General features: G+C 58.2%; 15 protein-coding genes. 7 read left to right on the forward strand and 8 right to left on the reverse strand.

Features of this window, described 5'->3' with window-relative positions; translation table 11 throughout:
• Positions 1-29 precede the first annotated feature (29 nt).
• Positions 30-674 carry a glutathione S-transferase family protein gene (locus tag IB248_RS05370; RefSeq protein WP_192240535.1) on the reverse strand — a complete coding sequence of 215 codons (645 nt, stop codon included), beginning with the start codon at positions 672-674 and terminating at the stop codon, positions 30-32.
• 637 nt (positions 675-1311) lie between these two features.
• Between IB248_RS05370 and IB248_RS05375 the strand changes: the two genes are divergently transcribed.
• The 6 genes from IB248_RS05375 to IB248_RS05400 all read left to right on the forward strand — a co-directional run bounded on the left by IB248_RS05375 (position 1312) and on the right by IB248_RS05400 (position 6795).
• Positions 1312-1824 (forward strand): helix-turn-helix domain-containing protein, encoded by a 513-nt coding sequence (locus tag IB248_RS05375; protein WP_192240475.1) that lies wholly within the window; start codon positions 1312-1314, stop codon positions 1822-1824.
• Between the two features lie 5 nt (positions 1825-1829).
• Positions 1830-2180, forward strand: coding sequence for a VOC family protein (locus IB248_RS32355; RefSeq protein WP_348648526.1), 351 nt, complete (start codon positions 1830-1832; stop codon positions 2178-2180).
• Between the two features lie 382 nt (positions 2181-2562).
• Positions 2563-3594 carry a methionine ABC transporter ATP-binding protein gene (locus IB248_RS05380; RefSeq protein WP_169680978.1) on the forward strand — a complete coding sequence of 344 codons (1032 nt, stop codon included), beginning with the start codon at positions 2563-2565 and terminating at the stop codon, positions 3592-3594.
• Positions 3584-4252, forward strand: coding sequence for a methionine ABC transporter permease (locus IB248_RS05385; protein WP_192240476.1), 669 nt, complete (start codon positions 3584-3586; stop codon positions 4250-4252). Before IB248_RS05380 ends, IB248_RS05385 begins: the two co-directional genes overlap by 11 nt.
• Positions 4253-4293: 41 nt before the next feature.
• Positions 4294-5070 carry a MetQ/NlpA family ABC transporter substrate-binding protein gene (locus tag IB248_RS05390; protein WP_062375259.1) on the forward strand — a complete coding sequence of 259 codons (777 nt, stop codon included), beginning with the start codon at positions 4294-4296 and terminating at the stop codon, positions 5068-5070.
• Between the two features lie 546 nt (positions 5071-5616).
• Positions 5617-6795 (forward strand): GGDEF domain-containing protein, encoded by a 1179-nt coding sequence (locus IB248_RS05400; RefSeq protein WP_169680696.1) that lies wholly within the window; start codon positions 5617-5619, stop codon positions 6793-6795.
• 717 nt (positions 6796-7512) lie between these two features.
• On the opposite strand, the gene IB248_RS05405 is transcribed toward IB248_RS05400, so the two are convergent.
• The 5 genes from IB248_RS05405 to IB248_RS05425 form a co-directional block, all read right to left on the reverse strand.
• On the reverse strand, positions 7513-8316 hold the full coding sequence (locus IB248_RS05405) for an ABC transporter permease (RefSeq protein ID WP_169680694.1): 804 nt from the start codon (positions 8314-8316) through the stop codon (positions 7513-7515).
• Positions 8317-8318: 2 nt separating this feature from the next.
• The gene (locus IB248_RS05410) at positions 8319-9098 is read right to left on the reverse strand and encodes an ABC transporter permease (protein WP_348648528.1); all 780 of its coding nucleotides are present in this window, start codon (positions 9096-9098) and stop codon (positions 8319-8321) included.
• Positions 9099-9154: 56 nt separating this feature from the next.
• The gene (locus tag IB248_RS05415; RefSeq protein WP_192240478.1) at positions 9155-10324 is read right to left on the reverse strand and encodes an ABC transporter ATP-binding protein; all 1170 of its coding nucleotides are present in this window, start codon (positions 10322-10324) and stop codon (positions 9155-9157) included.
• 103 nt (positions 10325-10427) lie between these two features.
• The gene (locus IB248_RS05420; RefSeq protein WP_025659226.1) at positions 10428-11450 is read right to left on the reverse strand and encodes an extracellular solute-binding protein; all 1023 of its coding nucleotides are present in this window, start codon (positions 11448-11450) and stop codon (positions 10428-10430) included.
• 140 nt (positions 11451-11590) lie between these two features.
• On the reverse strand, positions 11591-12706 hold the full coding sequence (locus IB248_RS05425; protein WP_169680688.1) for a Gfo/Idh/MocA family oxidoreductase: 1116 nt from the start codon (positions 12704-12706) through the stop codon (positions 11591-11593).
• Positions 12707-12847: 141 nt separating this feature from the next.
• On the opposite strand from IB248_RS05425, the gene IB248_RS05430 reads away from it, so the two are divergent.
• Positions 12848-14323, forward strand: coding sequence for a PLP-dependent aminotransferase family protein (locus IB248_RS05430; protein ID WP_246733607.1), 1476 nt, complete (start codon positions 12848-12850; stop codon positions 14321-14323).
• 40 nt (positions 14324-14363) lie between these two features.
• Here IB248_RS05430 and IB248_RS05435 read toward each other — a convergent pair whose 3' ends face one another.
• Together IB248_RS05435 and IB248_RS05440 are read right to left on the reverse strand one after the other, a co-directional pair.
• Positions 14364-15599 carry an aminotransferase class I/II-fold pyridoxal phosphate-dependent enzyme gene (locus tag IB248_RS05435; RefSeq protein WP_169680684.1) on the reverse strand — a complete coding sequence of 412 codons (1236 nt, stop codon included), beginning with the start codon at positions 15597-15599 and terminating at the stop codon, positions 14364-14366.
• Positions 15600-15700: 101 nt separating this feature from the next.
• The gene (locus tag IB248_RS05440) at positions 15701-17188 is read right to left on the reverse strand and encodes a PLP-dependent aminotransferase family protein (RefSeq protein WP_169680682.1); all 1488 of its coding nucleotides are present in this window, start codon (positions 17186-17188) and stop codon (positions 15701-15703) included.
• Positions 17189-17322 lie beyond the last annotated feature (134 nt).

Consider the following 17322-nt stretch of genomic DNA (forward strand, 5'->3'; position numbering starts at 1 on the left):
TGCGATTTTCGTTGGCGCTGAGACGGATCTCAGGACGGACTGGGAATCGGCGGCAAATCTGGCGCCTCCAATCCGGAAAACGGATCGCGCCATGCATCGATCTCATCGAGACGGTCGGCCCACCGTTTTATCGCGGGATACCGATCAATCGGGAGGCGCGCGGCGTCGTTGAACGGCAAGAATGTCGCCATCCGAAAATCTGCAAAGGAAATCGTCTCGCCGACCAACCACGATCGATCAGCAAGCTGGCTTTCGAGAATGCCGGCGGCCTTGTGGAATCGTCCAAGACCCTCTTCAACCATCCTCTCGTCACAGGTTCCGATGCGATAACGCAACTTCGTGCCTCGCTCCCAATGCACGACGTCACAGGCCTTGACGAAATTCTCCTTCGCCCAGCTGATCCAGCGTATCATTTCCGGCTCATGATCGTCGGTTCTCCAGAAATTCGAGCCGACACGACGGGAAAACCAGCACGCGATCGCATCGGTCTCCCAAAGTGTGCGACCGCTATGCTCCAAGATAGGCAACAGAAGGTTTGGGTTGAGTGAAGAAAATCGCTCCGACTGCCCTGGGGCCATTGGTGCGGCAAACTCGAATTCCACGTCCATTTTTAAGAACCGCGCCACGGCGACAGCGAGTCGCGGATTGGGGTTTCTGCTGAAATAAATCTTCATTAGGTCTTTGCCTCCACCGTCTTCATAGCAAAAGACGAACGACGACCGAGCCTTTCGACATGGCGATGAAAATTCTGCTGGGCCCGCGACATAGCTATCCCACAGAAGTGTAGTGACGGCGCGAAGCACGTTTTCTCCTCCGCCCGCCCTGGGGAGCCAATGGCACAAGGGTTTTGTCCTCGTCCGGCGAGGCGCGGCCAGGTCAGGTTTAGCGCGTTAGGCCTATCGCCCGCGCTGTAGGCACATTAAGAAAAGAACCATATTATACCTTGCAGAGTATATTTGATGGCATTATATGAGGACTAAGCAAGAGCGATTCACGCTCTTCGTTGAGCGGCTGGCCGGCGCGGAGGCAGCAGGAACACATGATGAGGCGTTTGAACTTATCCGCGAGACCCTCGACGGCGTTGAAGACGAGATTTCCGGCATTGCCTCCAACCCCTCAGCTTTTCAGACGGATGGACGAATGTACCCTCCACAAGCTGACAACGCCCGGAAAGTACCGGGCCATCCAGTATCGATCCAGAGCACACAACACGATCATCGGAGCAAATGGCGCTATACGGATTGAAACAATAGGGTTTCAAAAAACTGTAATTCTCGAAAAGCTGGGCGCGAATGGAGAAGGATTGGCGATATGACAGCAACTAGCCTTTTGACTGATACAGTCGCTCACCTCCAAGAGCTTGGGTTCGCCGTTGAAACTGACGCTCCTGATGATCCGAACGGCGAGACATTTCTGGACATCACAAGGAACGATTTCTCCACGCAAATCTCCTTCCGCCCGCATGCTGGACTAGGGCTATTCATTTCCGACGATGCGTACGGACAGAGACCTGATGAGGTCTACCGAAACGCGGAAAAGGCTGCTAATCGGGTCGATCAGTTATTCAGACAGTTCGAAAAGTCGGGATCTATTGGATACCTCACTCTCGTGGACATGCGGAAGCTCAACAACCTGTCGCAGGTAGAGCTCGCTAAGGCTCTTTCGATCAAGCAACCGTCGGTCAACAGAATCGAGAAGCGGGAAAACATCAAGTTCGAAACTCTGGCGAAGCATGTGGCCGCGATGGGTGGCCGCCTTGAGATGCGCGTTGTCTTCGACGAAATGGAAGCCCGGCTAGAGATTCCAACTTCCCAGGTAGGATGATGCCAATGCAGGCTCCAACTTTAAATCTAGTCGTCCTCAGGGCAAGCGAGCCTGGTTCTCTCGCTTCGTTTTACCAAACTCTTGGTTTTCAGTTCCAAAGGGAGAAGCACGGTTCAGGCCCCGAACATCTCGCGTCGAAGACAGGTGGCTCGGTCTTTGAAATCTATCCCAAAGGCACCGAGAGCTTAGACACGACCGCGGTTCGCCTAGGGTTTCGAGTCCCTTCGATCTCAAAAGTCTTGAGTAATCTGGGCAGCGCCGTGGATATAATATCTCCCCCTTCCAAATCTGATTGGGGCACCAGTTGCGTTATTAGGGACCCTGAAGGTCATAAGATCGAACTACTTGAGGCGTAGAGTTCGAGTAACGTCCGCTCGCGCAATTTCACATGCGCGAGCGATATCTCGTCCATTTGCTAGTGGCGGCCAACGCGGCTAGGCACCGTGCCGGTAAAGTCTGGGCGCCATCCCGAGACGCCGAAACCTAAGCTTTCGGCCTCGACTTCAGAAGAAAACAGCATCCTCATTGCTGAAACCATCTGTCAGAACGTGTTTGTATTCGAAGGTGCAGCGGATTGGCTAATTTGTACATTTGCGGTTATAGAGCCCCCAGTTTGTGAAGACCAACATCTGAGAGCATAGCATGACGAGCCAACATGCGGGCCGCGCAGGCGCTACATACGCCGCGCCGGACGGCCAAACCGGAAGCGATCCGGTCGCCGTGGCACATTCGGTACCGATGGTAGCCTTCCAGGGCGCCGGGAAGCGTTACGGGCCCGCGGGCGAAGGTGGTTTCACCGCCGTCGAAAGCGTCGATCTGACAGTTGAACGCGGCGCCATCACCGGGATAATCGGTCGCTCTGGCGCTGGCAAATCGACGCTCATCCGCATGGTCAACGGGCTCGAGAGCGTGACGTCGGGCAAGGTGCTCGTCGATGGTGTCGACGTCGGCGCGCTTGGTGAGGACGGTCTGCGTGGCCTGCGCCGCCAGATCGGCATGATTTTCCAGCATTTCAATCTACTGTCGTCGCGCACCGCCTTCGACAATGTGGCGCTGCCGCTGGAAATTGCAGGCGTCGAAAAGAAGGCGATCCGTGCCAAGGTCGGGCCGCTGCTCGACCTTGTCGGCCTCGGTGACAAGGCCGGCAGCTATCCTTCCGAACTCTCGGGCGGCCAGAAGCAGCGCGTCGGCATTGCCCGCGCGCTGGCGACGGACCCCAAGCTGCTGCTCTCCGATGAGGCGACCTCGGCGCTCGACCCGGAGACAACGCAGTCGATCCTCGAGCTCCTGAAGCGGATCAATGCCGATCTCGGTCTCACCGTTCTCCTGATCACCCACGAGATGGAGGTGGTGAAAACCATCGCAAGCCATGTGGCTGTCATCGATGCCGGCCGCATCGTCGAATCCGGCCGTACCTTCGACGTCTATACCAACCCGCAGCACGAGACGACGCGCACGCTGCTCGCCTCGGCCCTGAAACTGCCGAACTGGCTGCGCTCCGCCGTCAAGTCGCAGCCATCGGCCGGCGACCGTGTGCTCGTCCGGCTGGTGTTCTTCGGAGACACGGCCTTTCAACCTCTGACCGGCCGGCTTGTCGCCGAGCTCGGCTCGGACGTCAATATTCTCGCTGGCGCGATCGAGGAGATATCGGGCGAGCCCTTTGGCTCACTTGTCGTTTCCTATTCGGCGGAGCCGGATGTCGTCGCCCGGGCTAACCGCTTCTATGCCGAAACGGGCCTTACAACGGAGGTGCTCGGCTATGTCGCCTGATATGATTTTCGGCCTCCTCTCCAAGGCGCTGATGCAGACCCTGCAAATGGTCCTCGTTGCCGGCATCGTCGGCTCGATCATCGGCCTGCCGATCGGTGTCTTTCTCGCCACATCAGGCAAGGGTGAGCTGTTTCCGGCACCGAAAACCAATCGCGTGCTTGGCCTCGTCGTCAACGCCGCTCGTTCGACGCCGTTCATCATCCTGGTCGTTGCCATCGTGCCGCTGACACGCCTTTTGACGGGTACCTCTATCGGCACTTGGGCAGCGATCGTGCCGCTGACCATCGCCACCATTCCGTTCTTCGCGCGCCTCGTTGAATCTGCCATCCGCGAGGTCGACAAGGGCCTGATCGAGGCCGCCCGCGCCATGGGAGCAACGCCATCCCAGATCGTCTACAAAGTGCTGCTTCCAGAGGCGCGACCCAGCATCCTGATGGCGCTGACGATGACCATCGTCAGTCTGATCGGCTACTCGGCCATGGTCGGGGCCGTCGGCGGCGGAGGCCTGGGCGACCTCGGCATCCGCTTTGGCTACCAGCGTTTCAATCCGGAGATGATGGTACTCGTCGTCGCGGTGCTGATCGTGCTCGTGCAGGTCGTGCAAAGCGCCGGCGACGGGCTCGCCCGCCGCTTCGACAAGCGTAACCGGAATAACTGATCTCTAGTTCGCATATCCAATAACATACCAAGGAGACTCCCGTGAAAAAGTTCATCATCGCTGCCGCGATTGCGGCCTTTGCAGCCGGCTCGGCCTTCGCCGAGGATATCAAGGTCGGCGTCACGCCAGGCGAGCACGCCCAGATCATGGAAAAGGTCGCCGAAGTCGCCAAGACCAAGGGTCTGAATATCGAGATCGTCGAGTTCTCCGACTATGTCGTGCCGAACCAGGCGCTGGCCGACGGCGACATCCAGGCCAACTCGTTCCAGCACCAGCCCTATCTCGACAACCAGATTGCCGACCGTAAGTTCGATCTCGTCAGCATCGGCACGACCATCACCACGCCGATGGGCGTCTACTCCAAGAAGGTGAAGAGCCTCGACGAACTGAAGGACGGCGCTACCGTTGCCATCCCGAACGACCCGACCAACGGCGGTCGTGCGCTTCTGGTTCTGGCTAGCAAGGGCCTGATCAAGTTCAAGGAGAACCCGGGCATCAAGGTGACGGTTGCCGATATCGTCGAGAACCCGAAGAACATCGAGTTCGCCGAAATCGATGCCGCCCAGCTGCCGCGTTCGCTTGAAGACGTCGATGCCGCCGTCATCAACACCAACTACGCCATGGAAGCCGGCCTGCATCCCAAGACCGACGCCATCGCCATCGAAGGCGAAAAGTCACCCTATGCCAACGTCATCGTCGTCCGCGCCGCCGACAAGGACGCGCCCTGGGCCAAGACACTGGTCGAGTCCTACCATGATGAAAGCATCCGCAAGTTCATCAACGAGCAGTTCAAGGGCGCCCTGATCCCGTCCTGGTAAGATCCTGCTTTATCGGGCCAACACAGTGAAACGGCTCGGCTCCGCCGGGCCGTTTTTCGTTGATCAGGGGCATTTTGTCTTCGCCAAAATAGGACCGGCGTTCACCGAAGGCTGTGTTACCGTGACGAAGATCGATGTTGGGCGGTAAAGTCCGATCACATTTAAGGAAGCCGCGATCGCCGACATTACAGACTGTCTTGAAGATGATGCCTGCCGCCCGATGATCGGGCTCACTCTACCGCTGGACCAAACGGCGCAAGCTCATATCGCTCTGGAGCGGGGAACTGTCGTTGGGAAGATCATCATCATCGGACCTGCGAAACCTTGAAACGGTCCCCATAGTTGCCGGTTTTCTAGCCGGGGGCATCGCCCCCCACCCCGACTGGTGATCGGGTCGATCTTCGCCAGAGCTCAGGTATCGTGAGGCGGATCGCAGGTCACGCCGAGAATGTCCGGAAAGCCACCCACTTAACAATGTCGCGTTTCACAGTTTATTAAGACACTTGTACTGAAGCTTCGGCGGGATTGGCAGCGGATTCTTGTGCAATGGTGAATGGAGCAGTTTTCTTCCTTGTGGTGAATTTCATCATCGCAATCTGCTTTGCGCTGGTGTTCGCCGTCGTGGCGGTGCGCAGCCAGTCGCGCCAGGCTGCGCTATGGTTCTCGGCAGGTTTTGCTGTCGCCTCTCTTTCTGCCATCAGTGAACTCTTCGTTGCGTATACAGATTTGTCGAAGCTCTTCGCCGTTTTGGCATTTGCAACTGTGCTTGGTGGCATGATCCTGCTGCGCTTTGGTATTGGCGAGCTTTACGGCGTGCGGATCGCGCCATTCTGGGCGATATCTTTTTTCACCCTTTGCATCTTACTTGATCTGTTTATCTATGGCCTGCCGCGTAGCACGCTTCGGCACGCCTTATCTTATCAAACACCTTTTGCGCTGGTCATTCTCACCAGCGCTGCTGCGGTCTTCGCGTCACGGCGCCGCGCAAGAATCGATCGGGTCCTCGGCTATCTGCTTACCGCAACCGGTCTACATTTCTTTGCAAAGGCTGGTCTGGCAGTGACCGCCGGTGCCGGCGCGGCGGCAACTGACTATATTCATACAAACTACGCATTGATTTCACAGGGATCGACTGCCGTATTGATCGTGGCAGTTGGTCTGACACTGCTTTCGGTCCTCGTCCTCGATATCATGGCCGATGAACGCAGCAATTCCGAAAGGGATGTACTTTCGGATCTTGCCAACCGCCGCGGTTTCGAGAACGGTGTCGCCGCTGCCCGCCTTGTCGCCCCCGCCGTCCGGCATTCCGTCATGACCTGCGATATCGATCGCTTCAAAAGCATCAACGACACGTTCGGTCACCATGCCGGAGACAAGGTGATCCGCGCCTTTGCTGACCTCCTGAAATCCGGCGCCGCGCCGAATTTCATCGTCGGGCGCATTGGAGGCGAGGAGTTTGCCGTGTTCATGCCGAACACAACGGTCGAAACGGCCATGCTGTTTGCCAGCTCTGTACGACGCGGAGCGACGGGGATCACTGTGGAGGGGTTGCCTCCAACACTGACCGTCAGTGCCAGCTTCGGTGTTGCCGAAATTCCCGTCGGAGAAAGCCTTGACGACGCAATGCGCCGGGCCGACATGGCGCTTTACGAAGCAAAGCGAGCCGGGAGAGATTGCGTTAGACAAGCCCGCTCTGCGTCGCCGGATATTCGGTTGGTGACATGAGAACAGGCCTTCGGACCGGACGGATTTTCAGTTTACTCGGCATCCAGAGCAACGGCTGCTTCACCTCCTCCGTGAGACTATATCGCAAAATCCGAGGAGGCGCGCCCCCCCACCTCATACGCTCTTCGTTGAAGGATCCGGGCTTGGCGGAAAGACTGTCTTTTTCTTCCCGTTCATGAAGAGACTGTGATGGAGGTGCATGGATTGCCCGCGCCAGGAACTGGCTCTCGCAGGGCGGCCGATCACTACCTGGTCGCACGACGATCCGGCATGGGATGACGCGGCGGCATCCTGTTCGATGATCTGCCCCTCGTCGGGTAGTCGAGTGTGGTTCGACACGACGCCAACGATATCAATCGGCAACGCGCCAACTTCCACCGGTTAGGCTTCGTAGCATCCTCCGGTGACAAACCAGCGCGCAGAGCCTGCTCCAATTACACGTGTAGACACAATCAAATTGGATAGTCGTCCCATCAGAAAACAAGTAACGGTGCTTGAGCGGGCACATAGCCCCGCGTGCTGTTTTTCATATTTGACCGCTTCGGTAGTCGGCGCCAAGCCTCGGAACGACCCGCCGCCCGATCTCGCTGGCGAGCAGTCATAGAGTATCGATTGTGCCGTGTTTCGCGCTCACAAAATACAGGTCATCGCTTGACGGTCGCGACGATGGATACCGGACGTGAATGGACCGTAAAGGAGGAACAGGTCCACTCAGTCTCAAAATTCAAGCTTTCCGTCCTTCTTCCAGACGCGCAGGCCGAACAGTGCCACCACAAGTGTGCCCGCGATGACGAGTGTTACCAAGGCGTTGATCTCTTGCGTAAAGCCGACGCGTAGCATCGACCAAAGACGGATGGGAAGCGTCATGCGATCCCCAGACAGGAACAGTGTAATCAGGGTTTCGTCGATGGAGATCGCCGCTGCGAATAGCACGCCCGACAGGATGGCAGGCTGAAGGTGTGGGAAGATAATATGGCGGAAGGTCTGCCAGCCATTGGCGCCGAGATCCATTGACGCCTCGCGCAACGAAGGTGACAGATTGGTGAGCCGCACACTTGTCAGGCGATAGGCTATTGCCAGGACGAATATCGTGTGCCCGAGAGTGACTGTCGCCAGGCTGAGCGGCACCTTCAAAGCGGTAAAATAGATGAGAAGCGCCAGCCCGGTGATCATCGACGGCATGATGAAGGGCAGATAGATCAGGGTCTCGATGGCCCGGCGACCGAAAGCGAACCTGCTGTCGAGATAGAGCGCCATCACGACCGCGATCACGCTCGACAGGACCGAAGCCGAAACCGCGACGATGACACTGGCAAACAGCGATTGCATGAGGTCAACGTTGCCGAAGAGCTCAAGATAGGCACCGCCGCCGGCTTCCGCCCAATGCAGCGAGCCAGCTTTGCGCGGCACCACCGAAAGCAACGCGTTGACGAGGATCGGCGCATAGAGAACCAACACCGTCAATGCAAACAGGACCGCGCAAAGCCCGTAGACAAATTTCTCTCCTCCGCTGGACCTCATTGCTATGCCTCACCCTTCTTGGAAACTAGCCCTGCCGACAGGATGGCCGCTCCGCTGACGATCACCAGGACGACCGCGAGTGCAGCACCCAGCGGCCAGTTATAGGCGGCACCAAACTGAGAGAAGATCACGCGTCCGAAGGTAAAGCCGTTCGGACCACCGACCATCTGCGGTGTCACGTAATCGCCGAGCGACAGGACGAAAGCGAAGATTGCTCCGGATATGACGCCAGGAACGGAGAGCGGCCAAACCACGTGGCGGAAGGTAGTCGCCTGCGTGCCGCCGAGATCGGCCGATGCCTGTACAAGAGATTCGGGAATGCGTTCCAAGGCCAGATATATCGGCAGGAACACGAACGGCAGGTACATCGCGACCATCGTCAGGAGGATAGCATTTTCATTAAACATAAACGCCGTCGTCGGCTTGGCGAGAAAACCGGCGTCGAGCAACAGCTCATTCATTAACCCGGTTACCGCTAGAAGCGAGCGCATCGTGAACAGCTTGACAATATAGCTCATGAACAGCGGCAAGATGATCACCAGCAACAGTGGAAAGCGTTTAGCCTCCGGTTGCTGCCAGACATACCAGGCCAGCGGATAGGCCAGCAATAGGCAGATTAGGGCGACACGGCCGCAAAGCCAGATCGTGTGCCAAAGGACCCCGACATAGGCCTGGTTGTTGGCGAACTGGACGTAGTTGCCGGCCGAAAAACCTCGCACGATTTCGCTGCCGTTCATCGAATAGAACGAATTCAAGACAAAGCCACTGAGCGGCAACAGCACCAACAGAACCGGACCCGCCGCGGCGATCAGAAACAGGAAAAGACGTGCTCCCGACCTCATCTCGCACCTTCCGAAGCCGCGACAAGTTTAAGATGTCCGGCAGCAGATGCGGCTTCGTCACCATCGACCGGAACAATTGCCAGATCCTTGGCAGAAAAGCGAAGTCGAACCGAAGTCCCCGGCACGCTCGACACCGGCAAATCGCCGCTCGTGACCTTGACCAGAAATTCGATCTCGGGATGATCGTCGCAGGTTGCAACGACGCGTGTCAGCGGGCCTGCGAAGATGGTTCTCCGAATCCGCGCGGAAATACAGATTCTCTCGCCTTCGCGCTGAATACCAGCATCCATTCTGCCTGCCGCGCTAAGCTGGATGGCCTCTGGGCGAAGGGAGGCGATTACCTTTGCCTTGCGCGGTCCCCTTGCGGCGACGTCGGCAAGCAGGCCAAGCGGCGTCTGAAGGCCACCATCGGGAGTCAAGGTCCCGGCGATTAGATTGGTATCGCCGAAGAAGCTCGCGACAAACGGCGTTTTCGGCGCGTAGTAGACTTCGCGATGGTCGCCGACCTGTTCTATCCGGCCTGCGCTCATCACCGCAATGCGATCGGACATCGTGATCGCCTCTTCCTGATCGTGTGTGACGAGAATGAAGGTGGTGTCAACACGACGCTGCAGATCCTTGAGGAAGGTTTGCATCTGATAGCGCATTTCGGCATCGAGGGCGGAAAGAGGTTCGTCGAGCAGCAGCACCTTAGGTTCACAAACGAGTGCACGGGCAAGCGCGACACGCTGTTTCTGCCCGCCAGAGAGCTGCGACGGCATACGGTCGATCATTTTCTGCAGGCCTACGATCGACAGCGCCTCGTTGACCTTGCGGGTGATCGCCTCACGCGGCTGGCGGCGGATCATCGGCCCGTAACCGATGTTCTCGGCTACCGTCATGTGCGGAAAAAGCGCGTAGTCCTGGAAGACCGTGTTGAAGGGGCGTTTGTGGGTCGGCACATTGGTGATGTCGCGTCCCTGAAACAGAATCTCCCCGGAGGTATTGTTGGTAAAGCCTGCGATCATCCGTAAGAGGGTCGTCTTGCCGGACCCCGAAGATCCGACGATCGTCAGGAATTCACCCGATCGGACATGAAGCTCGGTCGGCTGCAGGACCTGCAAATGTCCATATCTTTTGCTCACTCCGCGCAGGACAAGATCCTGCTCTCCTTCAAGAGACGACATCGCGCCGCTTTCCCTTCTTGCGTCTAACGACCACGTGCACCGCCGAGCGGTATTGCGAAAGAGGATCGGGGGCGATGCATGAGCATCACCCCCCGTCGATTTTCTAAGCCGCCTTGATCTCGTTCCACAAGGCTGTTCGCGCCTCCTGGTTTTCCGCCTGCTGCGCGAAGAACAGTTTGTCGGCGTAGGTCAGGCCATTGTCCTCATTGGCTTTCTGGTTGGTCGTGTTGCCGTATTTCAACTTGGTGGAAAGTACCGTGCCAACCTCGTCGGCCATGCAGTTGTTGATCCAGGCGTGCGCGAGATCGACGTCCTTGACCCCATTGCAAACGACCCAGCAGTCGAGCCAGCCGGTTGCCCCTTCCTTCGGGATGGTGAGCATGGCGTCCACACCGAGCTTCTTGAGGTTGACGAGCTGCAGCTCTCCGATCGACAGCATCGCCTTGATCTTATTCTCGGCAAAAATTTTCACGCCGTCGTCGAAGCCGGTGTAGTAGGTCATTAGGAGCTTTTTCTGCTCGATGAGTTTCGCCTTGCAGGCCTGCAACTGATCGGGCTCGAGCTTGTAAGGATTCGGAAAGCCGAGCAGCAACGCAGCGAGTGTGATTGTACCCGGATCGTCGAAGTTAATGAGCTGCCCAGCATTGCCCTCATCCCACATCACGTGCCAGCTGTCGGGAGCCTGGTCGAACTGTGCTGTGTCGTAGATTAGCGGCTGCGAGCCCCAGGCAAAGGGAATGCCCCACAATTGACTGTCGATGTTCAAGTCAGTGACGTTCTTGTAGACCGGGCTCAGGCGGTCCATGCGCGCAACCTTGGTGGGGTCGATCGGCTTGACGAGACCGAGTTTCTGATAGCGCGGCACCAGCGACGTGTTGATGGAGAAAGCGTCGAAACCCGCTCCCTGCGATCCGCGCATCTTGGCAAAGAACTCTTCGTCGGAGGTCAAGTAGGTGATGTTGACCTTGACATCGTTTGCTTCTTCAAAGGGCTTGACCCATTCGGGCTCGGCATAGCCTTGCCAGACCGCGATCCGAAGCTCCCGCTGGGCAGCTCTGGCTACAAACGGGCTCGCGAGCAGCGCAAAACCCGCCGTGGAACCGAGAAATTGTCGTCTATTCATCATGCTACCCTCCCAAGTATCTGCGTGACTTCAGTTGGACTTCGTTCATCTCGATGCCGGTACTTTAGAGGCATCGCATTCGCAGCAAAGCACCGCTTCCATCAATCCTGATGGTGCCACTTTGCCGACCCTCAGATTGCCACTCATGGCGCGACCGCAATGGTGCGACGTTCCGCAGCGCTCCGAATTGCGGCTTCGACGAGACGCAAGCCCCGCAGCCCATCCTCGAAGCTTGGAAATTCCGCAGGCTTTCCCCGCATGCCGCGCCATGCTTGCGAAATGACGTTTCTGAACGCCTCCCCGTGTCCCTCGGCGTGGCCCGCCGGCAGGAACGTCATGTAGGATTTGTCAGGCGAAAGGTCGTTAGGCGTACGGAAGCGTTTCAAAAGGCCCTCGCCTCGCCGCTCCAGATACCACTCCGGTTCCTGTTGCGTCCAATCCAAACCGAGATTGGTGCCGTCCACCGAGATCGCCAGCCGGTTGGGGTAGCCGGCCGACACCGTGCTGATTGTGGCACTGCCGGAGGCGCCGTTATCGAAGCGCACCATGATCTCGGCGTGATCCTCCACTTGCACGTCCACTTCAACACCGTTCTCGAGCTCCCGTCCGGGTGGGCGCGGTCCCTGCCCCGGGTGGCCGGACCAGACGCGTTTCGGGTGATGGGTGCTGAACTGTGCGGTCACCTCACAGATAAAGCGGCCGGTCACATGCTCGACTAGATCCAGCCAATGGACGCCGATATCCATCATCGCGAATGAGCGCCCGACCTGCTTCGAAACGAAATGCCAGGTGAACCGATCGGGGGACAAGCCTTCGTCGTTCATGTAGCATCCGCCGACGCGAAGCAGCCGCCCGACCTCCCCAGAGGCAATGCGCTCGCGCATCAATTGCACGAGCGGATATCCACGATTGTGATACATGATGGCACCGACGCGGCCCGCACGTGCGGCAGCTTCGATCATCAGCGAGGCGTCGTCGATAGAAGCAGCGATGGGCTTTTCGCATAGAACGTGCGCCCCCGCTTCGAAAGCAGCGATCGCCTGAATCTTGTGGAGGTGGTTCGGCGTGCAGATGTGAACGACGTCAGGCTTTACCTCGGCTAGCATTTGTTCGATGTCGCCGTAAGGCCGGCCATGGCCGAAGGACTTGGCCGAGTCCAGTGAACTGCCGCAGACGCCGGCGATTTCTCCACCAAGATGCAGGATCGCACGTGCGTGGACCTTGGCAATGCCGCCCGTCCCGACAATGGCTACTTTCATTTTGTACCCCCCGGCTTTGCCGACCCGGCTCGGCGCTGGGCGGGACCTGAATAGTTGACGTAGAAAATTTAACGTCGATAATGACCCCAGCAAAAGGGACAAATTCGCGATTTTTGATGGTGCCACTTCATGCGAAAGCGAATGCAGTTTTCCCTAGATCTGCTGACGCTTGACGCCGACGCCGAGACGGCGCTCCACCGCCAGCTTTACAACGAACTAACCCGTCTGATCCTGAGCGGGAAGCTCAAGGCTAACACGCGGCTGCCCTCCAGCCGCACGCTTGCCGACGAGCTACACATCAGCCGCAATACTGTGATCGCCGCCTATGACGCCTTGCTGGCGGAGGGTTATGTCGAATGCAGGTCAGGCTCGGGAACGTGGATCAGCGATCTGCCGGAACCGACCAAGAAACCGGACTCCCAGCAGGACGAACTGCATCTTCCGCAACTGTCGCGGCGCGGCAACGTCATTGTCCGCCAGCCGAAGGATCAGACCGTTCCCGGGCAAATCGCTTTTCATCCGGGCTTTCCCGATATTCGGGAGTTTCCGTTTTCCACTTGGGCCCGCCTGTTGAAGAGGCATGCCCGTTACCCCCACGAGGAGATCTTTGGCTATCATTCGCTCTCGGGTCACCCGAGACTACAAACGGCAATTGCCAACTATCTTGGGGTTTCGCGCGGCGTCGAGTGCACGCCGTCGCAAGTTATCATCGTTACCGGGGCGCAGTCGGCCTTCGACCTCTGCGCGCGCCTTCTCCTCGATGAAGGTGACGCCTTCTGCTACGAGGAGCCCGGATATTCCGGCGCCTTCAGCGCGATGCTGGCGGCCGGCGGTGTTCCGATCCCGCTCTACGTCAACCGCGATGGATGGTCCGTTCGCACCGCCTTCGAGCTGAATCCGAGGCTCTTCTTTGTCACGCCATCCTGTCAATGGCCGATGGGGCTCGCGATGCGTCTTGAAAATCGCCTCGAGTTGTTGAACGCGGCAGAAAACCTGAACGCGTGGATTATTGAAGACGACTATGACGGCGAGTATCGCTATCGCGGCAAACCGATCCCTGCCATGCAGGGCCTCGACAAAAACGGCACGGTTCTTTACGTCGGCACTTTCGGCAAGACGATGTTCCCTGCTCTCCGCATCGGTTTTGTCGTCGTGCCGGCGCGCCTGAGCCAAGCGTTCGACGCGGCCGTCAGCATTACCGGCAAACACCCGCCTCTTCTGCTGCAGGCGACACTTGCGGATTTTATCGAGGAGGGCTTCTTTGCAAAGCACCTCGCAAAGATGCGACGCATTTATGCCGAGCGTCAGGCCGAATTCGTCCGGGAATGCAACGCCTATCTCGGCGAATGGCTGTCGGTCGAACAGATCGATACCGGCATGCAAGTTGTGGGCCGGTTCAAGATGCCGATGTCGGACGTGGAATTCTGCGGGTTGGCGGCCGCGCACGCGGTCGACGTCAGCCCGCTTTCGCCGCATTACCGTCATTCGCCGCCGGAACAGGGCATCATCATGGGCTATACCGGTGTTGGCTCAACCGAACGGCAAAAAGGATTGGAGCGGCTTAGGGCCGCGTTCCAGGAAAGCCTGCGGTCAAAAGACAGGGGCTGCGTTGCATGAATGTGATTAAGCAACGCAGCCCCGCTGGAATGCAGCCCCGTCAGGTGTATTTCTGAATGTCGACGGCGCCGGACGTGCGAACGGTGGCAGACGCCGGGGCAGCGTTGGTGAGTGCGATACGTGCAGCTTCCGCAATGTCATGGATGATATCGGCGGTCTTTTCCGGTACTCGGAGCGGATCGGTCGGGACCATGACCGTGCGAGCCAGGATATCCAGCGACGAGGCACACATGTCTCGCGAATATTCACGACGGCATTCGCGGTTTTCAATCAGATTGTAGGGGTTGAGGACCGGGTGGAAAGCGCCCTCGTGCTGCAGTACCTGGTCCCATTCGGTGTAGGTGTGGCGGCCGGTCTTACCGGCGATTACGGCCGGGAAGACCTCGACGAACCGGTTTGCTGCCTCGGCGTTAGGCAGAAGATACATGACGTGTGTTGCGCAATCGTGGTCCGGACTGTTCATCGGGCTTAATCTGAGGCCGAGATTGTCGAGGCTCGCAGTACCGGCGATGATGCGTTTCTTCTCCCTGCGCATGCTCGAGATCAACCCGTCGATGCGGTCGAGTTGAACGTTGAGGAGCGCCCCCATGAATTCCGAGGCACGGGCGCCATTACTTGCAAACGGCTTTATGCTGTCGGTTCGGCCCTGCCAATAGTAGTGGCACGGATCGATGGCGCATCGCACCCTTTCGGCGACCTGGGGATCGTTGGTGGCAAGACCACCACCCTCGCCGCAACTCATGTTCTTGAAGTAGTTGAAGCTGAATGCGCCAGCATGGCCGATCGAGCCGAACTTTCGTCCTTTGTAAGAGCCGCCGACGCCCTGGCACGAATCTTCCAGCACGAAGAGGTTGAACTCCTCCGCGATAGCCATGATCTCATCCATGTTACAGGCGGCGCCCCACATATGTACGGGGATGATGGCCTTCGTTCGCGGCCCAATGGCTGCGCGGATGGCCTTAGGGCTGATCGTCACGCTCTCGTCGATGTCGACGATTACCGGGATCGCGCCAACGGCGAGAACCGACGTTGCGGTCGCCATATAGGTGTGGGCGGGAATGATCACCTCATCACCCGGACCGATGTTGAGGCCCATCAGTCCGGCCGACAGCGCATAAGAGCCACTCACCGCCAACGAGAAATGCTTGACCCCGAGAAAGTTGGAATAACGGCTCTCGAACTTCTCGCACTGGCTACCTTCGTGATACCGAAAAAGGACGCCGGATCGGATGACATTTGCCAGTGCATCGATTTCTTCCTGCCCATAGTAGTACATCGCAACTCTCCCATGTAAGCGACTGCTGTTGAAGGAAAGCTACTCAGATTTCGGTATCTTCAGAAGTGCCGTTTCAAACAAGTTTGATGGTACCACTATCACTAGGAATGGGACGGAACGCCGACATGTTCCTCGAACGCTCGTTCCAGCTGGCCGATCCCCAGTTCCGTTTGCGACTTGTTACAGGCGGCGTATCCCAGCACGAGCCCTTGGATGGGTGTCTCATGCTGATAGTATTTCGACAGCGGTGATACATTGATGCCGAGCCTTGTCGCGGCTTCGCCGATCTGGATGTCGCTCAGGCCCTTGCGCAAGTGCCCAACGACCTGAATGCCCGCTTCGGCGTTCAGCAACTGCATGTAGTCGGAAAGCCGCTCCTCGCAGATCCAATAGAAGAATTGCCGGCGGCCAGCATAGATCCGCCGCATGCGTTTCAGGTGTCGGCTCATGTGTCCCTCGACGATGAAGTCAGCGAGCGCTGCCTGCAGGAAGAGCGGCGGAAACTGTCCTGTTGTGCTGAGGGCGGGGTGGATGCGATCGCAGAGGCCCGGTGGTAGGACCATGAAGCCGAGACGAAGCGCCGGAAAGAGTAGTTTTGCGAAGGTGCCGACGTAGATGACGTTGCCGGAGCGATCCATTCCATGCACGGCGGGAACCGGTCGGCCCTGGAACCGATATTCGCCGTCGAAATCGTCCTCAATGATCCAGGCATTGCTTCTTTCCGCGAGCTCCAGCAGCTGCAGCCGCTGCTCCATGCGCATTGACGTTCCAAGGGGATGCTGGCAGGCCGGTGTCACATAAATCAACCGGATGTTTTTCGGAGGCCGGCCCATCTGCCATCCCTCGAGGGTGACCGGCATGGGACGGACATCGGCGCCAGCGACAGTGAAGGCCGCCTTGGCACCGTAGTAGCCTGGCTCTTCCATCCACACCCGATCGCCGGGATCGAGCAGCAGGCGCGCCAGAAGATCGAAGGCCGCTTGTGCGCCTGTGGTTATGACGATCTGCTCCTTGGTACAGATGACACCGCGCGAGGAGGCCAGGTAGCCGACGATCGCCTCCTTCAGTTCAGGCAAGCCTGTTACGTGGTAGGTCCCGAACAAGCTGTCTCCGGCGAAGCTGGCCCGCCGCGCCAGCAGGCGACCCCAGACGCCAAAGGGAAAGTTATGAGCGTCGGGCATGCCCGGATGAAAGGCGAAGCATCCCGGCGATCCATGGTGGAACGGCTGGTGCATCAATGCCATGCCTCGCACCGACAGAGTCCGCTCGCTTGGGATGATCAGCGACGGGGTCTGCAATTTCGGCAACAGAGGGAGATCCACTACGACATAGCGAGCGCCCTGTCGATTGACGAGATAGCCCTCGGTGACGAGCTGGTCATAGGCCGCGATGATAGTGTTGCGGGCCAAAGCCAGATCGGCAGCGAGTTCGCGCGTCGACGGCAAGGCCGTACCGGCGGCAAGCGTCCTGTCCTGGATCATCTTCACCAGCGCGCGGTGCAGCTGCCGATGCAGGGACATCTCGCTGGTTCGATCGACAGCAATCATGTCGAGGGGAAAAGATTGGCGGAGACAGCGTGCGGATGACACAGGCGTTTCCTGACGTGGACCAGACGATGTGCCACGCTACGTCTTCCGACGACCACTGACAACTGGTTCCTAATTTTTCCGCCAAACTGGAACTCGTGCAGGTTACAGATAGGTGTAGTCTAACCGCAGATCGA

The sequence above is a fragment of the Rhizobium sp. RHZ01 genome (genome assembly GCF_014851595.1).
In the GTDB taxonomy this organism is placed as follows: domain Bacteria; phylum Pseudomonadota; class Alphaproteobacteria; order Rhizobiales; family Rhizobiaceae; genus Rhizobium; species Rhizobium altiplani.

Coding starts and splice junctions, on each gene's coding strand:
- IB248_RS05405 (WP_169680694.1), bottom strand. CDS start 8,316: ATGAGGTCCAGCGGAGGAGAGAAATTTGTCTACGGGCTTTGCGCGGTC.
- IB248_RS05385 (WP_192240476.1), top strand. CDS start 3,584: ATGTCGCCTGATATGATTTTCGGCCTCCTCTCCAAGGCGCTGATGCAG.
- IB248_RS05380 (WP_169680978.1), top strand. CDS start 2,563: ATGGTAGCCTTCCAGGGCGCCGGGAAGCGTTACGGGCCCGCGGGCGAA.
- IB248_RS05375 (WP_192240475.1), top strand. CDS start 1,312: ATGACAGCAACTAGCCTTTTGACTGATACAGTCGCTCACCTCCAAGAG.
- IB248_RS32355 (WP_348648526.1), top strand. CDS start 1,830: ATGCAGGCTCCAACTTTAAATCTAGTCGTCCTCAGGGCAAGCGAGCCT.
- IB248_RS05435 (WP_169680684.1), bottom strand. CDS start 15,599: ATGTACTACTATGGGCAGGAAGAAATCGATGCACTGGCAAATGTCATC.
- IB248_RS05430 (WP_246733607.1), top strand. CDS start 12,848: ATGCAGTTTTCCCTAGATCTGCTGACGCTTGACGCCGACGCCGAGACG.
- IB248_RS05400 (WP_169680696.1), top strand. CDS start 5,617: ATGGTGAATGGAGCAGTTTTCTTCCTTGTGGTGAATTTCATCATCGCA.
- IB248_RS05425 (WP_169680688.1), bottom strand. CDS start 12,706: ATGAAAGTAGCCATTGTCGGGACGGGCGGCATTGCCAAGGTCCACGCA.
- IB248_RS05420 (WP_025659226.1), bottom strand. CDS start 11,450: ATGATGAATAGACGACAATTTCTCGGTTCCACGGCGGGTTTTGCGCTG.
- IB248_RS05370 (WP_192240535.1), bottom strand. CDS start 674: ATGAAGATTTATTTCAGCAGAAACCCCAATCCGCGACTCGCTGTCGCC.
- IB248_RS05415 (WP_192240478.1), bottom strand. CDS start 10,324: ATGTCGTCTCTTGAAGGAGAGCAGGATCTTGTCCTGCGCGGAGTGAGC.